18 protein-coding genes and 1 pseudogene are annotated in these 19,031 nt (G+C 67.9%); 16 read left to right on the forward strand and 3 right to left on the reverse strand.

Features of this window, described 5'->3' with window-relative positions; genetic code table 11:
* Positions 1-211 (forward strand): annotated as a pseudogene (locus ASC67_RS12455) (lipoyl synthase); the annotation flags it as partial.
* Positions 212-234: 23 nt separating this feature from the next.
* Positions 235-1,194, forward strand: coding sequence for a thiamine-phosphate kinase (thiL, locus tag ASC67_RS12460; protein ID WP_056320974.1), 960 nt, complete (start codon positions 235-237; stop codon positions 1,192-1,194).
* 12 nt (positions 1,195-1,206) lie between these two features.
* Here the strand turns inward: thiL and ASC67_RS12465 are convergent, their stop codons facing one another.
* Together ASC67_RS12465 and ASC67_RS12470 are read right to left on the reverse strand one after the other, a co-directional pair.
* Positions 1,207-1,617, reverse strand: a complete 411-nt coding sequence (locus ASC67_RS12465) for a cytochrome c (RefSeq protein ID WP_056320978.1) — start codon at positions 1,615-1,617, stop codon at positions 1,207-1,209.
* A gap of 109 nt (positions 1,618-1,726) precedes the next feature.
* Positions 1,727-3,412 (reverse strand): PQQ-binding-like beta-propeller repeat protein, encoded by a 1,686-nt coding sequence (locus ASC67_RS12470; protein WP_056320981.1) that lies wholly within the window; start codon positions 3,410-3,412, stop codon positions 1,727-1,729.
* A 530-nt stretch (positions 3,413-3,942) separates the two neighbouring features.
* Between ASC67_RS12470 and ASC67_RS12475 the strand changes: the two genes are divergently transcribed.
* The 6 genes from ASC67_RS12475 to ASC67_RS12500 all read left to right on the forward strand — a co-directional run bounded on the left by ASC67_RS12475 (position 3,943) and on the right by ASC67_RS12500 (position 11,435).
* On the forward strand, positions 3,943-5,898 hold the full coding sequence (locus tag ASC67_RS12475; RefSeq protein ID WP_056320984.1) for a pyrroloquinoline quinone-dependent dehydrogenase: 1,956 nt from the start codon (positions 3,943-3,945) through the stop codon (positions 5,896-5,898).
* A 113-nt stretch (positions 5,899-6,011) separates the two neighbouring features.
* Positions 6,012-6,395 carry a cytochrome c gene (locus ASC67_RS12480; RefSeq protein WP_056320987.1) on the forward strand — a complete coding sequence of 128 codons (384 nt, stop codon included), beginning with the start codon at positions 6,012-6,014 and terminating at the stop codon, positions 6,393-6,395.
* A 654-nt stretch (positions 6,396-7,049) separates the two neighbouring features.
* Entirely contained in the window at positions 7,050-8,201 is a 1,152-nt protein-coding gene (locus ASC67_RS12485; RefSeq protein ID WP_056320990.1) for a porin, read from the forward strand.
* Positions 8,202-8,341: 140 nt separating this feature from the next.
* Positions 8,342-10,093 (forward strand): methanol/ethanol family PQQ-dependent dehydrogenase, encoded by a 1,752-nt coding sequence (locus tag ASC67_RS12490; protein ID WP_156466760.1) that lies wholly within the window; start codon positions 8,342-8,344, stop codon positions 10,091-10,093.
* A 50-nt stretch (positions 10,094-10,143) separates the two neighbouring features.
* Positions 10,144-10,932, forward strand: a complete 789-nt coding sequence (locus ASC67_RS12495; RefSeq protein WP_162245632.1) for an ABC transporter substrate-binding protein — start codon at positions 10,144-10,146, stop codon at positions 10,930-10,932.
* A 35-nt stretch (positions 10,933-10,967) separates the two neighbouring features.
* Positions 10,968-11,435 (forward strand): cytochrome c, encoded by a 468-nt coding sequence (locus ASC67_RS12500; RefSeq protein ID WP_082535995.1) that lies wholly within the window; start codon positions 10,968-10,970, stop codon positions 11,433-11,435.
* A 94-nt stretch (positions 11,436-11,529) separates the two neighbouring features.
* On the opposite strand, the gene ASC67_RS12505 is transcribed toward ASC67_RS12500, so the two are convergent.
* Entirely contained in the window at positions 11,530-12,033 is a 504-nt protein-coding gene (locus tag ASC67_RS12505) for a heme-binding protein (protein ID WP_056320996.1), read from the reverse strand.
* A 390-nt stretch (positions 12,034-12,423) separates the two neighbouring features.
* Between ASC67_RS12505 and ASC67_RS20615 the strand changes: the two genes are divergently transcribed.
* The 8 genes from ASC67_RS20615 (at position 12,424) to ASC67_RS12540 (ending at position 18,936) form a co-directional block, all read left to right on the forward strand.
* On the forward strand, positions 12,424-12,564 hold the full coding sequence (locus ASC67_RS20615; protein ID WP_156466761.1) for a hypothetical protein: 141 nt from the start codon (positions 12,424-12,426) through the stop codon (positions 12,562-12,564).
* 161 nt (positions 12,565-12,725) lie between these two features.
* The gene (locus tag ASC67_RS12510; RefSeq protein ID WP_056320998.1) at positions 12,726-13,769 is read left to right on the forward strand and encodes an ArsJ-associated glyceraldehyde-3-phosphate dehydrogenase; all 1,044 of its coding nucleotides are present in this window, start codon (positions 12,726-12,728) and stop codon (positions 13,767-13,769) included.
* A 50-nt stretch (positions 13,770-13,819) separates the two neighbouring features.
* Positions 13,820-15,088, forward strand: coding sequence for an organoarsenical effux MFS transporter ArsJ (arsJ, locus tag ASC67_RS12515; RefSeq protein ID WP_156466775.1), 1,269 nt, complete (start codon positions 13,820-13,822; stop codon positions 15,086-15,088).
* Positions 15,088-15,414, forward strand: coding sequence for a helix-turn-helix transcriptional regulator (locus tag ASC67_RS12520; protein WP_056321001.1), 327 nt, complete (start codon positions 15,088-15,090; stop codon positions 15,412-15,414). The genes arsJ and ASC67_RS12520 overlap by 1 nt, the downstream gene beginning before the upstream one ends.
* Positions 15,415-15,454: 40 nt before the next feature.
* Positions 15,455-15,949 (forward strand): arsenate reductase ArsC, encoded by a 495-nt coding sequence (locus ASC67_RS12525; RefSeq protein WP_056321004.1) that lies wholly within the window; start codon positions 15,455-15,457, stop codon positions 15,947-15,949.
* Between the two features lie 3 nt (positions 15,950-15,952).
* Positions 15,953-17,026, forward strand: a complete 1,074-nt coding sequence (gene arsB / locus ASC67_RS12530) for an ACR3 family arsenite efflux transporter (protein WP_056321007.1) — start codon at positions 15,953-15,955, stop codon at positions 17,024-17,026.
* 17 nt (positions 17,027-17,043) lie between these two features.
* Positions 17,044-17,781, forward strand: coding sequence for an arsenical resistance protein ArsH (gene arsH, locus ASC67_RS12535; protein WP_056322078.1), 738 nt, complete (start codon positions 17,044-17,046; stop codon positions 17,779-17,781).
* Between the two features lie 141 nt (positions 17,782-17,922).
* Entirely contained in the window at positions 17,923-18,936 is a 1,014-nt protein-coding gene (locus tag ASC67_RS12540) for a catalase family peroxidase (RefSeq protein WP_056321010.1), read from the forward strand.
* The last annotated feature ends 95 nt before the right edge of the window (positions 18,937-19,031 follow it).

Below are 19,031 nucleotides of genomic sequence, written 5' to 3' on the forward strand. Positions count from 1 at the left end.
CATCGACATGATCACCATCGGGCAGTACCTGGCGCCCAGCGGGCACCACCTGCCGGTGCGGCGCTACGTGACGCCGGAGGCCTTCAAGCGCTTCGAGGCCGAGGCCTATGCAATGGGCTTCAGCCACGCCGCCGTGGGCGCCATGGTGCGCTCGAGCTACCACGCCGACCAGCAGGCGCACGCCGCGGGTGTGGGCGGCGTCGTGGGCTGATCTCGCCACCGCGGAGTAACACCATGCCGCTCGGTGAGTTCGAGCTGATCGACCGCTACTTCAAGCGGCCGGCCCGGCGCGCCGCGCTCGGCGTCGGCGACGACTGCGCGCTGCTGCGCGTGAAACCCGGCATGTCGCTCGCGATCTCCAGCGACATGCTGGTCGAGGGCCGCCACTTCCTGTCGACGGTGCGGCCCGAGCGACTGGGCCACAAGGCGCTCGCGGTGAATCTGTCCGACCTGGCCGCCTGCGGCGCACGGCCGCTGGCCTTCACGCTGGCGCTCTCGCTGCCCAGCGCCGACCCCGACTTCCTGGCCGATTTCTCGACCGGCCTGTTCCGCCTGGCCGACGAGCACGACTGCGAACTGATCGGCGGCGACACCACCGCCGGCCCGCTGAACATCTGCATCACGGTGTTCGGCGAGGTGCCCGTCGGAGCGGCGCTGTTGCGCTCGGGCGCCCTGCCCGGCGACGATCTCTACGTCAGCGGCCAGCCCGGCCACGCACGCATCGCGCTCGAGGTGTTCCGCGGCACGCTGCAGGCCGACGGCGAGGTGTTCGAGACGGCCCGGATGGCGATGGAGATGCCGACGCCGCGCGTCGAGCTCGGCCTCGCGCTGCGCGGCATCGCGACCAGCGCGGTCGACGTGTCCGACGGCTTGATCGGCGACCTGGGCCACATCCTCGACAGCTCGGCGGTCGGCGCCACGCTGGACGTCGACGCGCTACCCGAGTCGGCGCTGCTGATGCAGCTGCCGCCGACATTGCGCCGACAGTTTTCGCTGGCCGGCGGCGACGATTACGAGCTGCTGTTCACGGCCCGGCGCGGCGATCGGCAGGCGGTGGTCGACGCCGCCTGGGCGGCGCAGACGCCGGTGACGCGCATCGGCACCATCCAGGCCTCGGCGGGATTGCGACTGGTCGACGGACGGGGCTGCCCGGAGCGCGACATCTACGCCCGCTTCGACCACTTCAGAACCTGAACGCAGCGCCTCTCACTGCGACGGTGGCTGCTTCGACAGGAACTGGATGTAGGCCACCAGCTCCCAGATCTGTTCCGGCGTGAAGGCATTGCCCCATGGCGGCATGATGTCCGAGCCGCGGCGCCCTTCGCTGATGGTCTTGTAGGCATCGGCTGCCACGAAATTCTTGTTGCCCTTGAACGGCGGCGTCTTGCCGCCCTCGCCCTCTGCGCCGTGGCAGTAGGCGGAGCAAGTGGAGTTGAAGCGCTTCTTGCCGACCTCGATGCGCGCGGCGTCGCCCAGGTCGAAACTCGGGGCGGCAGCGCTGCTGGCAGACGCTGCCTCGTCGGCAGGCTTGGGCGGCGGCGTGCCGATCGCCGGACCGACGGCACACACCAGTACGGCGGCGAGGGTCACGAGGCGGGGGCTCAGCGGGCTCTTCATCGGAAAGACTTCCTTCTCGTTTCACAAGGTCGAGGGGGAGGACGGCCACTAACCGTCCTCCCCGTCACGGCGCAGCGAGCGCCGTCATCAGAACATCACGCGGCCAGTATCAGTCGACGGTGAACACCAGCAGCGCGGCGCCGCCCGGCAGGTTGCGGATCTGCGGGAAGGCCCCGGTCAGGAAGCCCGGCGCGTGCGAGCCGAGCCCGGTCGGGATCGCGATGTACTGCTTGCCGTTGACCGCATAGCTGATCGGGCCGCCGCGCGCTCCGGAGCCGGCGGCGAACTTCCACAGTTCCTTGCCGTTGTCGGCGTCGAAGGCGTAGAGGTTGCCGTACATGTCGCCGGTGAACACCAGGCCGCCGGCCGTGGCCAGCGCCGAGCTGAGCGGCGGCATGTCGAAGCGCACCTTCCAGGCCTGCTTGCCGGTCAGCGGATCGAAGGCGCCGAGCCAGCCGTCGGCCTTCTTGCCCGGAGGATCGGTCAGCTTGATGTCCGACAGCCCGAGCGACAGCCCGCCGATGCCGGGCACCGGGCCCTGCTTGGCGCTGGTCACGAAGTTGCAGACCTCCATGCCGTGCGAATACCACAGCTTGGTGTTCGGGTTGTAGGCCCCGTGGTTCCAGCTGCGCGCGCCCAGCAGGTTGGGGCAGTGCAGCTTCTGCTTGTCGGTCTCGGGGTAGACCGGATCGATCGGCAGGCCGGTCTTCGGGTCCACGCCCTTGGCCCAGTTCATGTTCTCGGTGTACTGCCAGGCATTGCGCATGGCACCACTGTCCTTGTCCATGACGTAGACGAAGCCGTTCTTGTTCAGGTGAACGAGCACGTTCTTGCCCTTGCCGTCCGGCACGAGCAGCGCCTCGTAGGCCGAGTCGAAGTCCCAGGTGTCCTGCGGCACTTCCTGGCGGTGCCACTTGATCTTGCCGGTCTTGGGCTCGAGCGCGAGCAGCGTCGCGGTGTAGAGGTTGTCGCCCTTGCGGTCGTCGTGGTTGAAGTCGGGCGCGGCGTTGCTGGTACCGATGTAGATCGTGTCGGTCGTCGGGTCGTAGGTGCCCGGCAGCCACGCCGAGCCGCCACCGACCTTGCGGCTGTCGCCGGGCCAGCTCTTCGGATCGTCCTTCGGCACCTCGAAGGTCCAGGTGCGCGCGCCGGTGTCGGCATTGACGGCGAAGATCTTGCCGATGATCGGCTGGTCACCCCCGGTGGTGCCGCCGAACAGCGTGTCGCCGGCGAGTTGCGGCGGCGACGAGAACAGCGCGCCGTAGTCCTTCTTCATGTCGGTGAGCTGGGTCGACCACAGCTCCTTGCCGGTCTTCTGGTCGAGCGCGACGAAGCGGCCGTCCAGCGTGCCGATGAACACCTTGCCGCGGCCCACGGTGACACCGCGGCTGGCAGAGCCGTAGAACACTTCCTTGACGATCGGGTCGAGCTTGGCGGTGTAGCGCCAGAGGATCTTGCCGGTGGCGGCGTCGAGCGCGAACACGTTGTTGTCCGGCGCGATCGAGTACATCACGCCGTCGATCACGATCGGCGTCGCCTGCAAGCCGTGGGTGATGGTGCCCGGCTGGTGCATCCACGCCATGCGCAGCTTCTTGACGTTGCTCTTGTTGATCTGCTCGAGCGGGCTGAAGCGCCACGCGTTGTAGCTGCGGTGGTACTGGGGCCAGTTGTTGGGGTCGTCGAAGCCGGGGCCACTGCCCGCTGCGCCCGCGGGTGCCGCAGCGAACAGGCCGACGGTCAGGGCCGCGGCGAGCGCCGCCAGCTGTTTCTTGTTGCCGCTGGGAAAGTGATTCATCTCATCGTCTCCATGGTGGTTTTTTAGGTGCTTCTCGTGCGCCGACACACGGTATCGCAGGAGCCCCGGGCACCACAAAGGCAGTTTCCATGCCACGCGCCGCGGCGGCATCTCAACCGCACCGGACCGCGGTGCGCTGCAGATGTCGCGACGCGACGATCGGCGCGACAGGTGTCGCAGCGACGGCGGCACCGAGTGTGCGCATCGGCGTCGCAGCGAGCGCGTGAGCAGCGATCGCGAGCTCGCTCCACACGGTGACCTCGCCGATTTCTCGCATTTCTCTAGCGGGGGATTCACGCCGCGAATACGGGAATTCGTCCCGACATATCGCACGCGGGAAGTTATCCCGGGTTATGCCGGGTCGGGAGTTAATCCCTGCAGAAATGGCATGTGTCCTGCAGCCCGGGGCTGCGCAGGCAGTTTGTCGCTATCCCGCAAATTGCCCGCCGGACCGGTCGGCCGCGTGCCTGCCGAATATATGGAGACAAGGGACAGGCGCCGCGCGTCGTCCCATCACGAGGAGCAAGACAATGTCGATCAGAACCACGGCGCTGCTGACGGCGACGGCCGCTGCATGCATCGCTGCGAGTGCCGCCGAGACCGGCAACTGGCGCGAGTACAACGGCGACAAGGCGGGGTCCCGCTTCGAGCCGGGTGTCAACGTCACGCTGCAGAGCGTGAAGTCGATGAAGGTGGCCTGGCGCGTGCCGCTGCCCGGCAATCAGTTGCCCATCGACAACCCGGAGCTGCGCACCTGGGTCAACCAGTCCACGCCGCTGGCCATCAACGGCGTCCTCTACTCCAGTTCGCCGCTGGGCATCGTGACCGCGCTCGACGGCGCCACCGGCAAGACGCTGTGGACCTGGGACGGCGGTGGCTACGTCGACGGCACGCCGCCGAACCTGGGCTTCATCAGCCGCGGTGTGACCTACTGGGAAAAGGGTAACGACCAGCGGCTCTTCGTCGGCACCCCCGACGCCTACCTGGTGGCGCTGAACGCGAAGACCGGCAAGCCGATCGAGAGCTGGGGCGACCAGGGCCGCATCGACCTGACCAAGGGCCTGCGCCGGCCGGTCGATCGCTCGCTGGTGAGCCCGACCACACCGCCGATCATCTGCGGCGGCCAGGTCATTCCCAGCCTCGCCGTCCTCGACTCCTTCGCGATCGGCCGCGATCCGCTGAAGAACCACCCGCCCGGCGACGTGCGCGGCTTCGATCTCATGACCGGCAAGCAGAACTGGGTCTTCCATGCGCCGCCGCAGAAGGGCGAGCCCGGCAACGAGACCTGGGAAGGCGACTCGGCGCTGTCGACCGGCGGCATGAACCTGTGGACGCGCGCGAGCTGCGACGACGAGCTGGGCGTCGTCTACCTGCCGCTGTCGACGCCGGCCAACGACTTCTACGGCGGCCAGCGCAAGGGCGACGGCCTGTTCGGTGAATCGCTGGTGGCGCTGAATGCCAAGACCGGCAAGATCGCCTGGTACTACCAGATCGTGCACCACGGCATCTGGGACTACGACCTGCCCGCCGCGCCCAACCTGATGGACCTCACCGTCGACGGCCGCAAGATCAAGGCCGCGGTGCAGGTGACCAAGCAGGGCTTCGTGTTCGCCTTCGACCGCGTCAACGGCAAGCCGATCTGGCCGATCGAGGAAAAGGCGGTGCCGCAATCCACCGTGCCCGGCGAGAAGTCTTCGCCGACGCAGCCCTTCCCCAGCAAGCCGGCACCTTTCGTGCAGCAGGGCGTGACCGAGGACGACCTGATCGACCTGACACCCAAGCTGAAGGAAGAAGCGAAGAAGATCCTGGCACGCTACAACTACGGCCCGCTGTACTTCCCGCCGACGCTCGACAAGGCCGGCACCCTGGAAGTGCCGGGCGTGCTGGGCGGCGCAAGCTGGGTGGGTGCGGCGCACAACCCGAAGTCCAACGTGCTCTACGTGCCCTCGTTCACGATCCCCTTCGGCATCAAGCTGAAGAAGGGCACGACGGGCGTGTACGACTACACCGGCACCTGGGCCGGTGTCGGCGGTCCGGACGGCCTGCCGCTGTTCAAGCCGCCGTTCAGCACCGTCACCGCGATCGACATGAACACCGGCAAGCACCTGTGGCGCATTCCGGCAGGCCGCGGCCCGGTCGATCATCCGGCGTTGAAGGACCTGAAGCTCGACCGAGTGGGCGTGCCGCGCCAGAGCCATATCGCGCTGACCGAGAACGTGCTGTTCCTGGCACCGGAAGGCACCAACAGCGTCATCGGCCTGTCGGCGCGCGGCAATGCGCTGATCACGCAGGCCACGAAGGAGGAGCCCGAGCCCTTCCTCTACGCGCATGACGCGAAGACCGGTGCGCTGGTCGGCGAGGTCCGTCTGCCCGGGGGCGTGTTCGGCAATCTGATGACCTACACGGCCGGCGGCAAGCAGTTCGTCGTGGCGCCGATCGGCGGTGCCGGCCTCCCGGCCGAACTGGTTGCCGTGCAGGTGAACTGAGGCTGCGTGATGCCGGCGAGCACGCTCGCTGGCATCACGCGAGGCGCGGATCAGCCACCGCGGCCCGCGCCTCGTCGAACCCTGCCCCAAGACCACGACCTCGAAGCTTCCGCATGAGACCTTCCGTTCTGACCCTCACCTTCGTCGCCGGCGTCGCGCTGCTGATCGCACGCGCCCTGGCCGGCGGCTCACCGCCGCCAGATCCTGCGGTCGGCGCCGGCCCAGGCGGTGCACCGACGATCGACTTGAGCGATCCCGCGCGCATCCGTGCCGGCAAGAGCCGCTTCGACTCGACCTGCGCGGCGTTCTGCCACGGCCATGCGCCACCGCTGTTCGTGGGCCGCCAGGATCTGCTGCCCGAATACGCCTTCCGAATGATTTCCGACGGCGGCGGCAGCGCCACGCCGATGCCGCCCTGGGGCGATGTATTCACCACCGAAGAGATCTGGGAACTGGTGGCATATCTGAAATTCCTGGGCACGCAGAAGCCGGAGTGATATTCGCCGGCTGTCGGCCCGGGTTATATCTGCGCGCGGTGACCTGCGCGCCGAACCCGCTTATCAGCCCGCGGGTCGATATATCCGCGGGCAACGTCCGCGGTTCATGACATCGCTCGTCCGTGGCGGGCGGGCGCAGCCTGGCGCGTACCCGAGCGCGGCGCGATGACCACGATACGGCGCGCGACGTCTGTCGCCGACGCCTCGCCGACCGCGACTCGAACACCGACGATGCGCGGAAGACGCGCTCGCTCGATGCATCGCAGCAAAGCACCGCGCGCAGCGACACGTGTCCTGCATCAACTGTCGCTGAGTGACAGGGGCAAACCCTGGGGATGCGTCCGCCGATGCGAGACGCACCGCGCATCTCGCGCGCGCTGCGCACACCGCCATCTCCACCCACGCGAGCTGCCATTCGTGTCGCACGAGCGACATCTGTGATGCGGCAGATGCGCCATCGAAACACCGCGCGCACCCGGCTTTCCCCTTGCGTACGAGGGTACGCCCCCGTGAAGAGGCGCATCGCGACGCATGGCATGGATGCTGCAGAAGAGGCCGCACGGCGACACGGCAGGAAGTCGACCGTTCATGACAGGCGAGCCCCGCAATCAACGAAGCGGGGACTGCCCTTACCTAACAAAACCAGGAGACACAATGGACAAGAAAGCCACCGGCATCTCGGCACAGCAGCGACGCCTCGCCGCCACTGCAGCAGTCCTTTCACTCGCCTCCGGCTGGGCCGCAGCCGCCGACGCCTCGTCGGTCCAGATCTTCGGCATCATCGACGCCGGCATCCTGACCCAATCGAAGTCCGCCGCCGGCGGCCGCCTCACGCGGCTCGAGACCAGCGGCCTGCGCCAGAGCGTGTGGGGCCTCAAGGGCACCGAGGATCTGGGCGGCGGTCTGAAGGCCTTCTTCAACCTCGAGTCGCACTTCGACACCGACACCGGCGGCCTGCACGGCACCGGCGACAACGGCACGCCCGCTGTCGGCACGGTGCTCTTCCGTCGTCAGGCCAACGTGGGCCTGTCCGGCGACTGGGGCACGCTGATCCTGGGCCGCCAGTACGGCCCCGCGCTGCTGGCGCACCTCGGCACCGAGCCGCGCGCCTTCAAGGAGCAGTTCTCGAGCCTCTACACCTGGGCCTACAACCAGCTCGAGCCGATCGCCGGCGCGGGCAGCGCCAACAGCAACAACGACGTCGGGATCTTCTTCAAGAACTCGATCCAGTACCGCAACACCTTCGGTCCGGTCACGGCCGGGGTGCTGTACTCGCTGGGCGAACAGGCGGGCAGCACCTCCAACAACTCCGTCCTCGCGCTGGGCTTGAGCTATAGCGGCCCGGTGACGCTGTCGTTCTCGCACGAGTTCATGAAGGACCAGATCACCGGCGAGAAGGTCGTCAAGCACACCGGCGTGGGCGCGGCCGTGCCGTTCGGCGACTTCACGTTCAAGGCCAACTTCCTGCGCGGCGAGAACAACAACGCCGACGGCACCACCAGCTCCAAGGTCGACGGCTTCGGCGCTGGCGTCGACTGGAAGTGGCACCCGATGAACAACGCCACCGTCGCCTACTACGACAACAAGGACAAGGAAAACAAGTCCAACCACACGAAGAACCTCGTCATCAGCAACGACTACTTCATCTCCAAGCGCACCACGATCTACGCGCAGGCCGCGTTCGTGGACGCCGACGCCGGCGCCACCGGTGCCGCCGCACTGAAGACCAGCATCGTGGCCGACGGCAGCTTCAAGCCGGACGCGAAGACGACGTTCATCAACGTCGGCATCAACCACAACTTCTGATCTTCCGAAGAACACTTTCGTCAGTGTCTTGAGGCCCGCGTTCACACACCGCTCCGGCTGTGTGGGAGCCCGGGCCATTTTTTCGAGACGAACAACACGACGTACCGATCCGCACGCGTACGCGACCAGGAGACCCCACGATGATCCGCTTCAACCTCTCCCGCACGGCAGGGCTGCGCCCGCTCGCCGCCTGCCTGGGCTTGCTCGCCCTCACCTCGATAGGCCAGGCGCAGGACGCCGAACCGCCGCTCGGCGTCAACGTGCTCGAGGCCACCTTCAAGTGGCGCCCCAACTACGTCAGCAACGACATGCTGCTCCATGCCGACAAGGACGCCAACAACTGGCTGCACTACGGCAAGGACTACCAGAACACGCGCTTCAGCACGCTGACGCAGATCACCACCGAGAACGTGAAGAAGCTGGTCCCGAAGTGGAACCTCTCCTTCGGCGTCAACGAGGCGCAGGACAGCCAGACCACCGTGGTCAACGGCCGCGTCTACGTGACCGCCAGCCAGAACAAGGTGTTCTCGCTCGACGGCGTGACCGGCAAGATGCTGTGGAAGTACGAGCGCTCGCTGCCCGGCGACCTGGGCCCCAAGCTGTGCTGCGACGCGGTGAACCGCGGCGTGGCCGTCTACAAGGACATGGTCTTCATGGCCACGCTCGACACCCACGTCGTCGCGCTGAACAACACCACCGGCGCGGTCGTGTGGGAAAAGAAGATGGGCGACTACAAGACCGGCGAGATCTACACCTCGATGCCGCTGGTCGCCAAGGGCATGGTGATCGTCGGCAACTCGGGCGGTGACGTCGGGGCCAACGTCGGCCGCATCACGGCGCTCGACCCGGCCACCGGCAACGTGATCTGGGAGTTCAAGACGCGCCCCACCAGCGCCGACCATCCGCAGGCCAAGACCTGGGCCAACGATTCGTGGAAGACCGGCGGCGGCTCGGCCTGGCTGACCGGCACCTACGACGCGAAGACCAACACGGTGCTGTGGGGCGTGGGCAATCCGGCGCCCGACTTCGATCCGAGCGTGCGCAAGGGCGACAACCTGTACACCAACTCGACGGTGGCGCTCGACGCCGACACCGGCAAGATCAAGTACCACTTCCAGTACACGCCGAACGACGCCTGGGACTACGACGGCAACAACGAGATGATCCTGGTCGATGACGACAAGGGTCGCAAGGTCTGGTTGCACGGCGACCGCAACGGCCACCTGTATTCGATCGACCGCACCAACGGCAAGTGCAACTGGGTGGTGCCGATCGCGCGGGTGAACTGGGTCACCGGCTTCGGCGAGAACTGCCGCCCGATCGTGAACCCCGACAAGGTGCCGGGCTACGACCGCATCGCGACCGACATCGCGCCGATCCTCGATGGCGGCAAGGAATGGCACCCGGCCGCCTACAGCCTGCGGACCAAGCTGCTCTATGTGCCCTTCATCGACAGCTCGATGGACGTGCAGGCGAAGAAGTCCGAGTGGAAGAAGGGCGAGTGGTTCCTGTCGTCGAAGGTGCTGAAGGCCAACCCGTACACCGGCGGCGTGAAGGCCTTCAACGCCACCACCGGCGAACAGGTCTGGACGCGCCCGCAAAGCACCCCGGCCACCAGCGGCCTGCTCGCCACCGCGGGCAAGCTGGTGTTCACCGGCGACGCCGAGGGCTGGTTCAGCGCGCTGAAGGACGACACCGGCGAGGAGCTGTGGCGCTTCAACGTCGGCACCGGCATCCACGGCAACCCGACCACCTTCACGGCCGACGGCAAGCAGTACGTCGCGATCGTCTACGGCCCGGGCGGCGGCAGCCTGTGGCCGCTGGTCTACGACGAGCTGTTCAAGCGCAACAACCGCGGCGGCGGGATGATGGTGTTCGGTCTGACCGACTGATGAGCGTGCGGGGCGCGGCGCGCGCCCTGCACCGCCCGCCCCACGACACCATGAAACGCTTTTCGAGTTTCCTTCTCGCCGCGGCCCTGCTGGCCGCGGCCTTCCCGGGCCGCGCCGCCGACAACGCGCCGCCCGCCTACCTCAAGGTCTGCGTCGACAGCGACGATGCGCCGTTCTCGCTGGAAGCGAACCCGGAGCGCGGCATCGACGTCGAGGTCGCCCAGGCGCTGGCGCAGCAGCTCGGCCGGCCGCTGAAGCTGGTGTGGGTGCAGGTGCCCAGCCGCGGCGGCCTCGGCAAGGCGCTGCGGCAGACCATTGCCGCCGGGCAATGCGATGCCTACCTCGGCATTCCGCAAGGACCCGACATGGGTCGCGAGCTGGCCGAACGCCAGCTCGTGGCGACCGGCCCCTACCTGACGCTCGGCTACGTGCTGGTCGGCAAGCCCGGCAGTGCGCCGCCGACAGCCGCCACGCTGCGGCGTGCGAAGAAGGTCGGCGCCACCTCTGCGACGCCGGCCGACCTCTATCTGCACCGCATGCAACTCGCTCGCGCGCCCTACGCCGGCAGCGCGGCGTTGATCGCGGCACTGAAGGCCGGCGAGATCGAGCTCGCGCTGGTGTGGTCGCCCGCGCTCGCCGATGAAGCGGCCGCGACCCTGGTCCGGGCCACGGAATCGCTGGACGATGCCGACCTCTACACCGGCCTGACCGTCGCGACGCGCAACGCCGACGCGGCGCTGACCAAGGAGATCGCCATGGCGGTCGATGCACTGCGCTCGGAGGGCCGCTTCGATGCGATCGCGCAGCGCTACGGGCTGCCGCGAATCGCCCGCCGATGAACAGCCTTTTCTCCATTCCTTTTCGATCTCAGACGATGCGCTCCCCCACGACCTTCCACCGCACGATCGCCGCCGCACTGTTCGCGGCGGCGCTGCCTGGCCTGACACTGGCCTTCGGCCCGGCACCGACGCCGGGCGCCGCCACGCCCACGACCCACGTCGCCGCAGCACCGGCCAGCGGCCCGGTGTCCGCCGGTGACGATCTCGAGCGCCAGGGCGGCGAACTGTTCGGCCGCAACTGCCAGCTCTGCCACAACTCGCGCGGCAAGGGCGGCAAGGGGCCGCAACTCGTCAAGGGCGCCTGGGGCCCCGGCGGCGCCAACAGCGACGACTACATGTTCGGCATCATCAAGAACGGCCGCCCCAACACGCAGATGGGCGGCTTCGGCGGCGCGCTCGGCGATGCGGAGATCCGCGTGATCATCGCCTTCCTGCGGGCCGAGTCGGTGCGCGTGAAGGCCGCCGAGCGCAAGTCGGCCGACGCCGACAGCGTGCCCTGGTAGCCGCCGGATCGTTCAGGACCGGCCGTCGAGCCGGTACGGATCTGCGAGGTGAGGCCGCATCGCGCCGCCCCAACCCGCATCGATCAGCCGAGCGTCACTTCAACAGGTCCTTGATCGCGTCGAGACCGGCCTTCGCGCACTGCTCGTCCTCCTCGGGCGAACCGCCGCTCGCGCCGATGCCGCCGATGTGCGTGCCGCCGGCCATGATCGGCAGCCCGCCACCGTAGGTCACCACGCCGGGTGTCCAGGCGAAGCCCGGCACCACGCCCGGCCTGCCGTCCTTGCCATGGCTCAGTTCGGCCGCGGTGCTGGTGGGGAAAGGGAAATTGGCCGAGGTCTTGGCCTTGCGCACCGCGATGTCGGAGCTGCCGAGGAAGCTGCGGTCCATGCGCTCGAACAGCACGGTGTTGGCGCCGGCATCGGCGATCGCGATCGCCATGCGCCAGTTCTTCCGCACGGCCAGCCCGCGGCAGGCCGCGGCGGCCTTCTGCGCCACGTCGAGCGAGAGCACCGGCGCCTTCTCGAGCGCCTGGCCCGAGGCACCGCACAGCAGGAGGCCGCTTGTCAGGACGGCCAGGGTGGTGATTCGAATTTTCATTGTGGGAACCGTGATTGAGGTTTGTCTCCTGTGGCGGACCGTCGCACGCCTCGCGCGTTGCGACACCGCCCCACCCTCACAGTGCAATGACCGTGCCGCACGGCATCGACCGACCGCGGCCTCCGAGCCCTGGTGCCGGAAGCCGCACGAACAAAGGCCTGGCGGCCCGCGATGGCCCGACAAGGGCGGCACGGCCATCGCCCGACGCGTGTCGCACCGGGCGCGCCGATGCAACACCTGTGGCGCGGCGCGGCGCAACACCTGCCCCCTTCATCAAAGCTTAAGAAACGCCCCGTAGCCTACGCCGCAGGCGAGCCGCGGTCCCCGCGTTTCGCCGGTGACCGCGCGCGTGCTCCCGCACGCACCCCGCTCTCCCGACAGGCCACGCCGATGAAGACCACGACACTCGATGCCACTGCACCGCCGCCATTGACCCTGCCACTGCGCAGGCCTGCGCGCCTGCGCAGCGTGGTCGAGTGCCTGGTGTCTGCGGCAGTCGCCTGTTTCGGCGTCTACCTGATGCTCGACTAGCCGTCCCAGGGCGGCGCGGGCGTCGCCTGCAGGTCTCTTGTCGCCCTTTCGACGGATCGGCGATGCGCGAGCGCACCCGGGCGTGGTCACGAACGTGTCATCATATTCTTCCAGAATAATGGAAACGTTCGCAATCTCGATCCCCGAAGGAAGCTCTGCACATGAAAGTCGGCATCAATGGCATGGGCCGTATCGGACGTCTGGCGCTGCGAGCGGCCCTGGGGGCTGCCGACCGGCCGACCGATGATCCTCGCGCTCACCATCGCCTCGATGTCGTCTACCTCAACGAGCTGAAGGGCGGCGCGGCGGCAACCGCCCACCTCCTGGCGTTCGACAGCGTGCAGGGTCGCTGGCGTGCCGACATCGAAGCAGAGGGTGAGCGCGCGGTCCATATCGACGGCCGCGAACTGCGCTACTCCGCCCACGCCAGCCCGGCCGACATCCCCTGGGGCGACCACGGCGTGGACGTGGTGCTCGAGTGCACGGGCAAGTTCCTGACGCCCGAGACTCTGCAGGGTCACCTCGACCGCGGCGCCAAGCGGGTGATCGTGGCCGCCCCGGTGAAGGTGGGTGGCGTGCTGAACGTGGTGGTGGGTGTCAACCACCACTTGTACGACCCGGCGCGGCACCGCATCGTCACCGCCGCGTCCTGCACCACCAACTGCCTGGCCCCGGTCGTCAAGGTCGTGCACGAGAGCCTCGGCATCCGCCACGGCCAGATCACCACGATCCACGACCCAACCAACACCAACCTCATGGTCGACGCGCCGCACAAGGATCTGCGCCGCGCGCGCAGCGCCATGCTCAGCCTCGCGCCCACCACCACCGGCAGCGCCACGGCCATCGCGCTGATCTATCCCGAACTCAAGGGCAAGCTCAACGGCCATGCGGTGCGTGCACCGGTGCTCAATGCCTCGCTCACCGACTGCGTGTTCGAGCTGAAGCGCGAGACCACCGCGGAGGAAGTGAACCGCCTGTTCGCCGAGGCGGCGCGTGGCCCGCTCGCCGGCATCCTGGGCTACGAGGAGCGCCCGCTGGTCAGCGCCGATTACGCGCGCGACACCCGCAGTTCGATCGTCGACGCGTTGTCCACGATGGTCACCGACGCCACGATGCTGAAGGTCTACGCCTGGTACGACAACGAGATGGGTTACGCCTGCCGCATGGTGGATCTGGCCTGCCACCTGAACGCCGAGGGGCTGTGACCGGCATGGACACCCGCACCCCGATGCCCGCGAACCCGGCCGTGCCTCCGATGGCCCCGACCAGCGGCGCGCGCCACTACGCCATCGTCACTGCGGCCTACTGGGGCTTCACTCTCACCGACGGCGCATTGCGCATGCTGGTGCTGCTGCATTTCTACCGTCTGGGCTATTCGCCCTTCACGCTGGCCTTCCTGTTCCTGCTGTACGAGGCGATGGGCGTGGTGGCCAACCTCGTGGGCGGCTGGCTGGCCACGCGCTACGGCATCCAGCGCATGCTGATCGTGGGGCTGTGCACGCAGATCCTGGGGTTCCTGCTGCTGTCGCAGCTGTCGCCCGACTGGACGGTGACGATGTCGGTCGCCTGGGTCGTGCTGTCGCAGGGCGTGTGCGGCGTCGCCAAGGACCTGACCAAGACCGCCAGCAAGTCGGCCATCAAGCTGACCGCGAGCACCGCCTCGGGCCAGCTGTTCAAGTGGGTCGCGTGGTTCACCGGAAGCAAGAACGCGATGAAGGGCGTGGGCTTCTTCCTCGGCGGGCTGTTGCTCGACCGGCTCGGCTTCCAGGCCTCGCTGTGGGCGATGGCGGGGCTGCTGTCGCTCGTGTTGGTCGGTGTGGCGGGCTTCGTGCCCCCGCTGATGGGCAAGGCCAAGGCCTCCAAGTCGGCGAAGGAGCTGTTCGCGAAGAACCGCGCCATCAACCTGCTGGCCGCGGCGCGCGTTGCCTTGTTCGGTGCGCGCGACGTGTGGTTCGTCGTCGGTGTGCCGGTGTTCCTCTACGCGTCGGGCTGGACCTTCACGATGGTCGGTGGCTTCCTTGCCGCGTGGACCATCGGCTACGGGCTCGTGCAGGCCCTGGCGCCCGCGCTGGTGAAGCGCAGCGACGACGGGCTGAGCACCGAGGTCCCCGCGGCACGCTGGTGGTCGGCGCTTCTGGCCGTCGTGCCCATGGGCCTGGCCGTCGCGGTGGCGATGGAGCTCCCGAACCTGGAGTGGGTGGTGGTGGGCGGCCTGGGGCTGTTCGGCTTCGCGTTCGCCGTCAACTCGTCGGTGCACTCCTACCTGATCCTGGCCTATGCCGGTTCCGAGAAGGCGGCCGAGGACGTGGGCTTCTACTACGCAGCCAATGCACTGGGTCGCTTCTTCGGCACGCTGCTGTCGGGGCTGCTGTATCAGTGGGGTGGCCTGCTGTTCTCGCTGAGCGGCTCCGCGGCGATGTTGACGGCTTGCTGGCTGATCACGCTCGCCTTGCCCGCCCAACGGGCCGCCGTGTCGCCTTCGCAGGCGCTCCCCGAGCCACCCCTCGCCCGAAGGACTGACTGATGGAAGAGAAGACTGCCGTGACATCGCTCGCCGCGCTGGCCCAGCCGATGCGCCTGCGCATCTTCCGGGCCCTCGTGGGTGCGGGGCCGCAGGGCATGACGCCGGGGGCGCTGTCGGCCACGCTCGACGTGCCGGCCTCCACGCTGTCCTTCCACCTGAAGGGGCTGTTGGTTTCGGGCCTGGTCTCGCAGGAGCGGGATGGCCGCCACCTGATCTACCGGCCCGAACTGGCCCACATGAACGAGTTGCTCACCTACCTGACCGCTCACTGCTGCCAGGGCGAAGCCTGCGTGCTCGTGCCGGCCACCGGCTGCACGACCTGCTGAGACTTGCGTGAACTCCCACCCCCTCGACCAGGACTCGAACATGACCGACAAGATCTACAACGTGCTCTTCGTCTGCACGCACAACTCCGCCCGCTCGATCCTGGCCGAAGGCCTGCTCAACAGCGCCGGAGGTCGACGCTTCAAGGCCTACTCCGCCGGCAGTCACCCCGCGGGCACGGTGAACCCGCTCGCGCTGCACACGCTGGGCAAGATGCGCATCCCCTCGGACGGCTACCGCAGCAAGGACTGGTCGGAGTACGGCCGGCCCGGCGCACCGGAGATGGACTTCGTGTTCACCGTCTGCGACAACGCCGCGGGCGAGGTGTGCCCGGTATGGCCCGGTCAGCCGATGACGGCCCACTGGGGGGTGCCGGACCCTTCGGCGGTGCAAGGAACCGATGAAGAGAAGGAACGTGCCTTCTGGGATACGGCGGTCATCCTCAAGCGGCGCATCGACCTGATGCTGGCCCTGCCGATGGCCTCGCTGGACCGGCTAGCGATCCAGCGCGAGATCAAGGACATCGGTACGCGCTGATCGATGTCCACCGCCACCCTGCCCGCGCCGGCGACGCCGCCCGCGCCGATGAGCGTCTTCGAGCGCTACCTCAGCGTCTGGGTCTTCCTCTGCATCGTGGTCGGCATCGCGCTCGGGCAGTGGCTGCCGGCGCCGTTCCAGGCCATCGGGCGCATGGAAGTGGCGCAGGTCAATCTGCCGGTGGGCCTGCTGATCTGGGTGATGATCATTCCGATGCTGCTGAAGGTGGACTTCGGCGCACTGGCCGAGGTTCGGCGGCATTGGCGCGGCATCGGCGTCACGCTGTTCGTCAACTGGGCTGTCAAGCCGTTCTCGATGGCGTTGCTCGCATGGGTGTTCATCCGCCACGTGTTCGCGCCCTACCTGCCCGCCGATCAGACCGACAGCTACGTGGCCGGCCTGATCCTGCTGGCCGCCGCGCCCTGCACGGCGATGGTGTTCGTATGGAGCCGGCTCACCGGCGGGCACGCGCTCTTCACGTTGTCGCAGGTGGCACTGAACGACGCCATCATGGTGTTCGCCTTCGCGCCGCTGGTGGCGCTGCTGCTGGGTCTGTCGGCCATCAGCGTGCCGTGGGACACGCTGATCACGTCGGTCGTGCTCTACATCGTGATGCCGGTCGTGCTGGCGCAGCTGTGGCGCCGCGCGCTGCTGCGGCGCGGTGCGGGCGCGCTCGACGCCCTGCTGGCCCGCATCGGCCCGTGGTCGATCACCGCGCTGCTCGCGACCCTGGTGCTGTTGTTCGCCTTTCAGGGCCGTGCCATCCTGCAGCAGCCGCTGGTGATCGCGATGCTGGCGGTGCCGATCCTGATCCAGGTGTTCTTCAACGCCGGCCTCGCCTACTGGCTGAACCGGCGGCTCGGTGAATCCCATGCCGTCGCCTGCCCGTCGGCGCTGATCGGTGCCAGCAATTTCTTCGAGCTCGCCGTGGCCGCGGCGATCAGCCTGTTCGGCTTCGAATCGGGCGCGGCGCTGGCCACCGTGGTGGGCGTGCTGATCGAGGTGCCGGTGATGCTGCTGGTGGTGCGCTGGGTCAACGCCAGCAAGGGCTGGTACGAGGACGGACAGAAGCCATGACGACAATCCACACCTTGATGAGAGAGGCTGCCGTGTCACTCCCCGACCTGACCCTGCCCAACGTCGACGCGACGCTGTTCGATACGCCCACCGGCGCCCACCTGAACGGTGCCGGCACGTCGAGCCATGCCCCGCGTTTCCTGCTCCTCTATGGCTCGTTGCGCGAGCGCTCGTACAGCAAGCTGCTGACGCTCGAAGCCGCGCGCCTGCTGATCGCCATGGGCGGCGACGTGCGGGTGTTCGATCCCGCCGGCCTGCCCCTGCCCGATGGCGCACCGGAGAGCCACCCCAAGGTCCAGGAGCTGCGCGAGGCCGCCGCCTGGGCCGAAGGCATGGTCTGGACCTCTCCCGAACGCCACGGCGCCATGACCGCCATCATGAAGGCGCAGATCGACTGGATCCCGCTGAGCGTGGGCGCGGTGCGTCCGACGCAGGGCAAGACCCTCGCGGTGATGCAGGTATCGGGCGGCTCGCAGTCCTTCAATGCGGTGAACCAGCTGCGCGTGCTGGGGCGCTGGATGCGCATGATCACGATCCCGAACCAGTCTTCGGTCGCGAAGGCCTACCTCGAGTTCGACGACGCGGGCCGGATGAAGCCCTCGGCCTACTACGAGCGCGTGGTCGATGTGATGGAAGAGCTGATGAAGTTCACGCTGCTGACGCGCGACGTGGCGCCCTACCTGGCAGACCGCTACAGCGAGCGCAAGGAGAGCGCGGACGCGCTGTCCTTGCGCGTCAGCCAGCGCGCGATCTGAGGCGCGATCCGCGACTTTGCGGGTCGCACTGTAAGTTTGATCCTCCGGAAGCGACAACGCATTCAAGCGTTGCCGAAGGCCCGATGCGGGCGGCCGGCGCGTTGCGTCCCAACCCCTCTTCTCGCCTCAGGAGCTACTTCCATGACCCAGCTGGTTCTCTCCGCCGTGGCCGCGGCCTCCGCCCTGTTGACCTCGAGCGCATTCGCGCAATCGCCCGCAGCGCCGGTCGACCCGAACACCTTCCTGAACCAGTTCGAGTCCACCTTCGGCAAGTTCGAGGGTTTTCGCCGCTCCGGCGCCAAGGGCATCTGCGCGACGGGCGAATTCGTCGGCTCGGCGGATGCACGCGCGCTGTCCACGGCCTCGGCTTTCAGCGGCAGCCCGGTGCCGGTGGTGGCGCGCTTCTCGGTGGGCGGCGCCAACCCGAAGGCACCGGACAACGCAAGGTCACAGCGCAACCTGGCCCTGCAGTTCAACCTGCCCAACGGCGAGCAATGGCAGATGGGCAACATCTCGGCGCCGGTGTTCGGTGCGTCGTCGCCGCAGCAGTTCTTCGGCCGCCTGGCTTCGCTGCAACCCGACCCGGCCACCAAGATGCCGGACGCGGCCAAGGTCAAGGCCTTCGCCGAGGCCAACCCCGAAGTGCTGCTGCAGGGCAAGTACTTCGCGTCGCAGCCGGTGCCGGCCAGCTTCGGCACGGTCAACTACTGGGGCGTGCACGCCTTCGGCTTCGTCAACGCCGGCGGAACCCGGCAGTTCGGGAAATGGATCTTCGAACCCGTCGGTGGGCTCCAGGGCCTGACGGACGACGAAGCCAAGGCCAAGGGGCCTGCCTTCCTGTTCGACGACCTGCGCCAACGCGTGAAGGACGGCAAGGTCGCATTCAACTTCAACCTCGAGCTGGCCCAGGGCGACGACAAGATCGACAGCGCCACCGTGCCGCTGCCGGAAGGCCGCAAGAAGGTGAATCTGGGCTTGCTGAAGATCACCTCCGTGGCGGAAGACGGCGGCGGCGAATGCCTGACGATCACCTACAACCCGATGGTGCTGCCCAAGGGCGTGGAGCCGTCCGGCGACCCGATGCTCGCGGCCCGTGCCGCCCCGTACGCGGTCGGGCTGGGTCGGCGCCTGACGGAGGGGGCGAAGCAGCAGTAGTGCGCATCGAGGCCCCGCCGTCGCAGGCCATACCCCCAAGAAAAAAGCACCTGGCGTCTCTGCCAGGTGCTTGTTCTTCCTACCGGATTTGGTAG

The sequence above is a fragment of the Methylibium sp. Root1272 genome, from assembly GCF_001425905.1.
Lineage (GTDB): Bacteria > Pseudomonadota > Gammaproteobacteria > Burkholderiales > Burkholderiaceae_C > Methylibium.

Bases quoted from the DNA above. Each gene is read 5' to 3' on its own strand.
- ASC67_RS12485 (WP_056320990.1), top strand. From the start codon at position 7,050: ATGGACAAGAAAGCCACCGGCATCTCGGCACAGCAGCGACGCCTCGCC.
- ASC67_RS12480 (WP_056320987.1), top strand. From the start codon at position 6,012: ATGAGACCTTCCGTTCTGACCCTCACCTTCGTCGCCGGCGTCGCGCTG.
- ASC67_RS12465 (WP_056320978.1), bottom strand. From the start codon at position 1,617: ATGAAGAGCCCGCTGAGCCCCCGCCTCGTGACCCTCGCCGCCGTACTG.
- thiL (WP_056320974.1), top strand. From the start codon at position 235: ATGCCGCTCGGTGAGTTCGAGCTGATCGACCGCTACTTCAAGCGGCCG.
- ASC67_RS12540 (WP_056321010.1), top strand. From the start codon at position 17,923: ATGACCCAGCTGGTTCTCTCCGCCGTGGCCGCGGCCTCCGCCCTGTTG.
- ASC67_RS12525 (WP_056321004.1), top strand. From the start codon at position 15,455: ATGACCGACAAGATCTACAACGTGCTCTTCGTCTGCACGCACAACTCC.
- ASC67_RS12475 (WP_056320984.1), top strand. From the start codon at position 3,943: ATGTCGATCAGAACCACGGCGCTGCTGACGGCGACGGCCGCTGCATGC.
- ASC67_RS12500 (WP_082535995.1), top strand. From the start codon at position 10,968: ATGCGCTCCCCCACGACCTTCCACCGCACGATCGCCGCCGCACTGTTC.
- ASC67_RS12495 (WP_162245632.1), top strand. From the start codon at position 10,144: ATGAAACGCTTTTCGAGTTTCCTTCTCGCCGCGGCCCTGCTGGCCGCG.
- ASC67_RS12520 (WP_056321001.1), top strand. From the start codon at position 15,088: ATGGAAGAGAAGACTGCCGTGACATCGCTCGCCGCGCTGGCCCAGCCG.
- ASC67_RS12490 (WP_156466760.1), top strand. From the start codon at position 8,342: ATGATCCGCTTCAACCTCTCCCGCACGGCAGGGCTGCGCCCGCTCGCC.
- ASC67_RS20615 (WP_156466761.1), top strand. From the start codon at position 12,424: ATGAAGACCACGACACTCGATGCCACTGCACCGCCGCCATTGACCCTG.
- arsH (WP_056322078.1), top strand. From the start codon at position 17,044: ATGAGAGAGGCTGCCGTGTCACTCCCCGACCTGACCCTGCCCAACGTC.
- arsB (WP_056321007.1), top strand. From the start codon at position 15,953: ATGTCCACCGCCACCCTGCCCGCGCCGGCGACGCCGCCCGCGCCGATG.
- ASC67_RS12505 (WP_056320996.1), bottom strand. From the start codon at position 12,033: ATGAAAATTCGAATCACCACCCTGGCCGTCCTGACAAGCGGCCTCCTG.
- ASC67_RS12510 (WP_056320998.1), top strand. From the start codon at position 12,726: ATGAAAGTCGGCATCAATGGCATGGGCCGTATCGGACGTCTGGCGCTG.
- ASC67_RS12470 (WP_056320981.1), bottom strand. From the start codon at position 3,412: ATGAATCACTTTCCCAGCGGCAACAAGAAACAGCTGGCGGCGCTCGCC.
- arsJ (WP_156466775.1), top strand. From the start codon at position 13,820: ATGGCCCCGACCAGCGGCGCGCGCCACTACGCCATCGTCACTGCGGCC.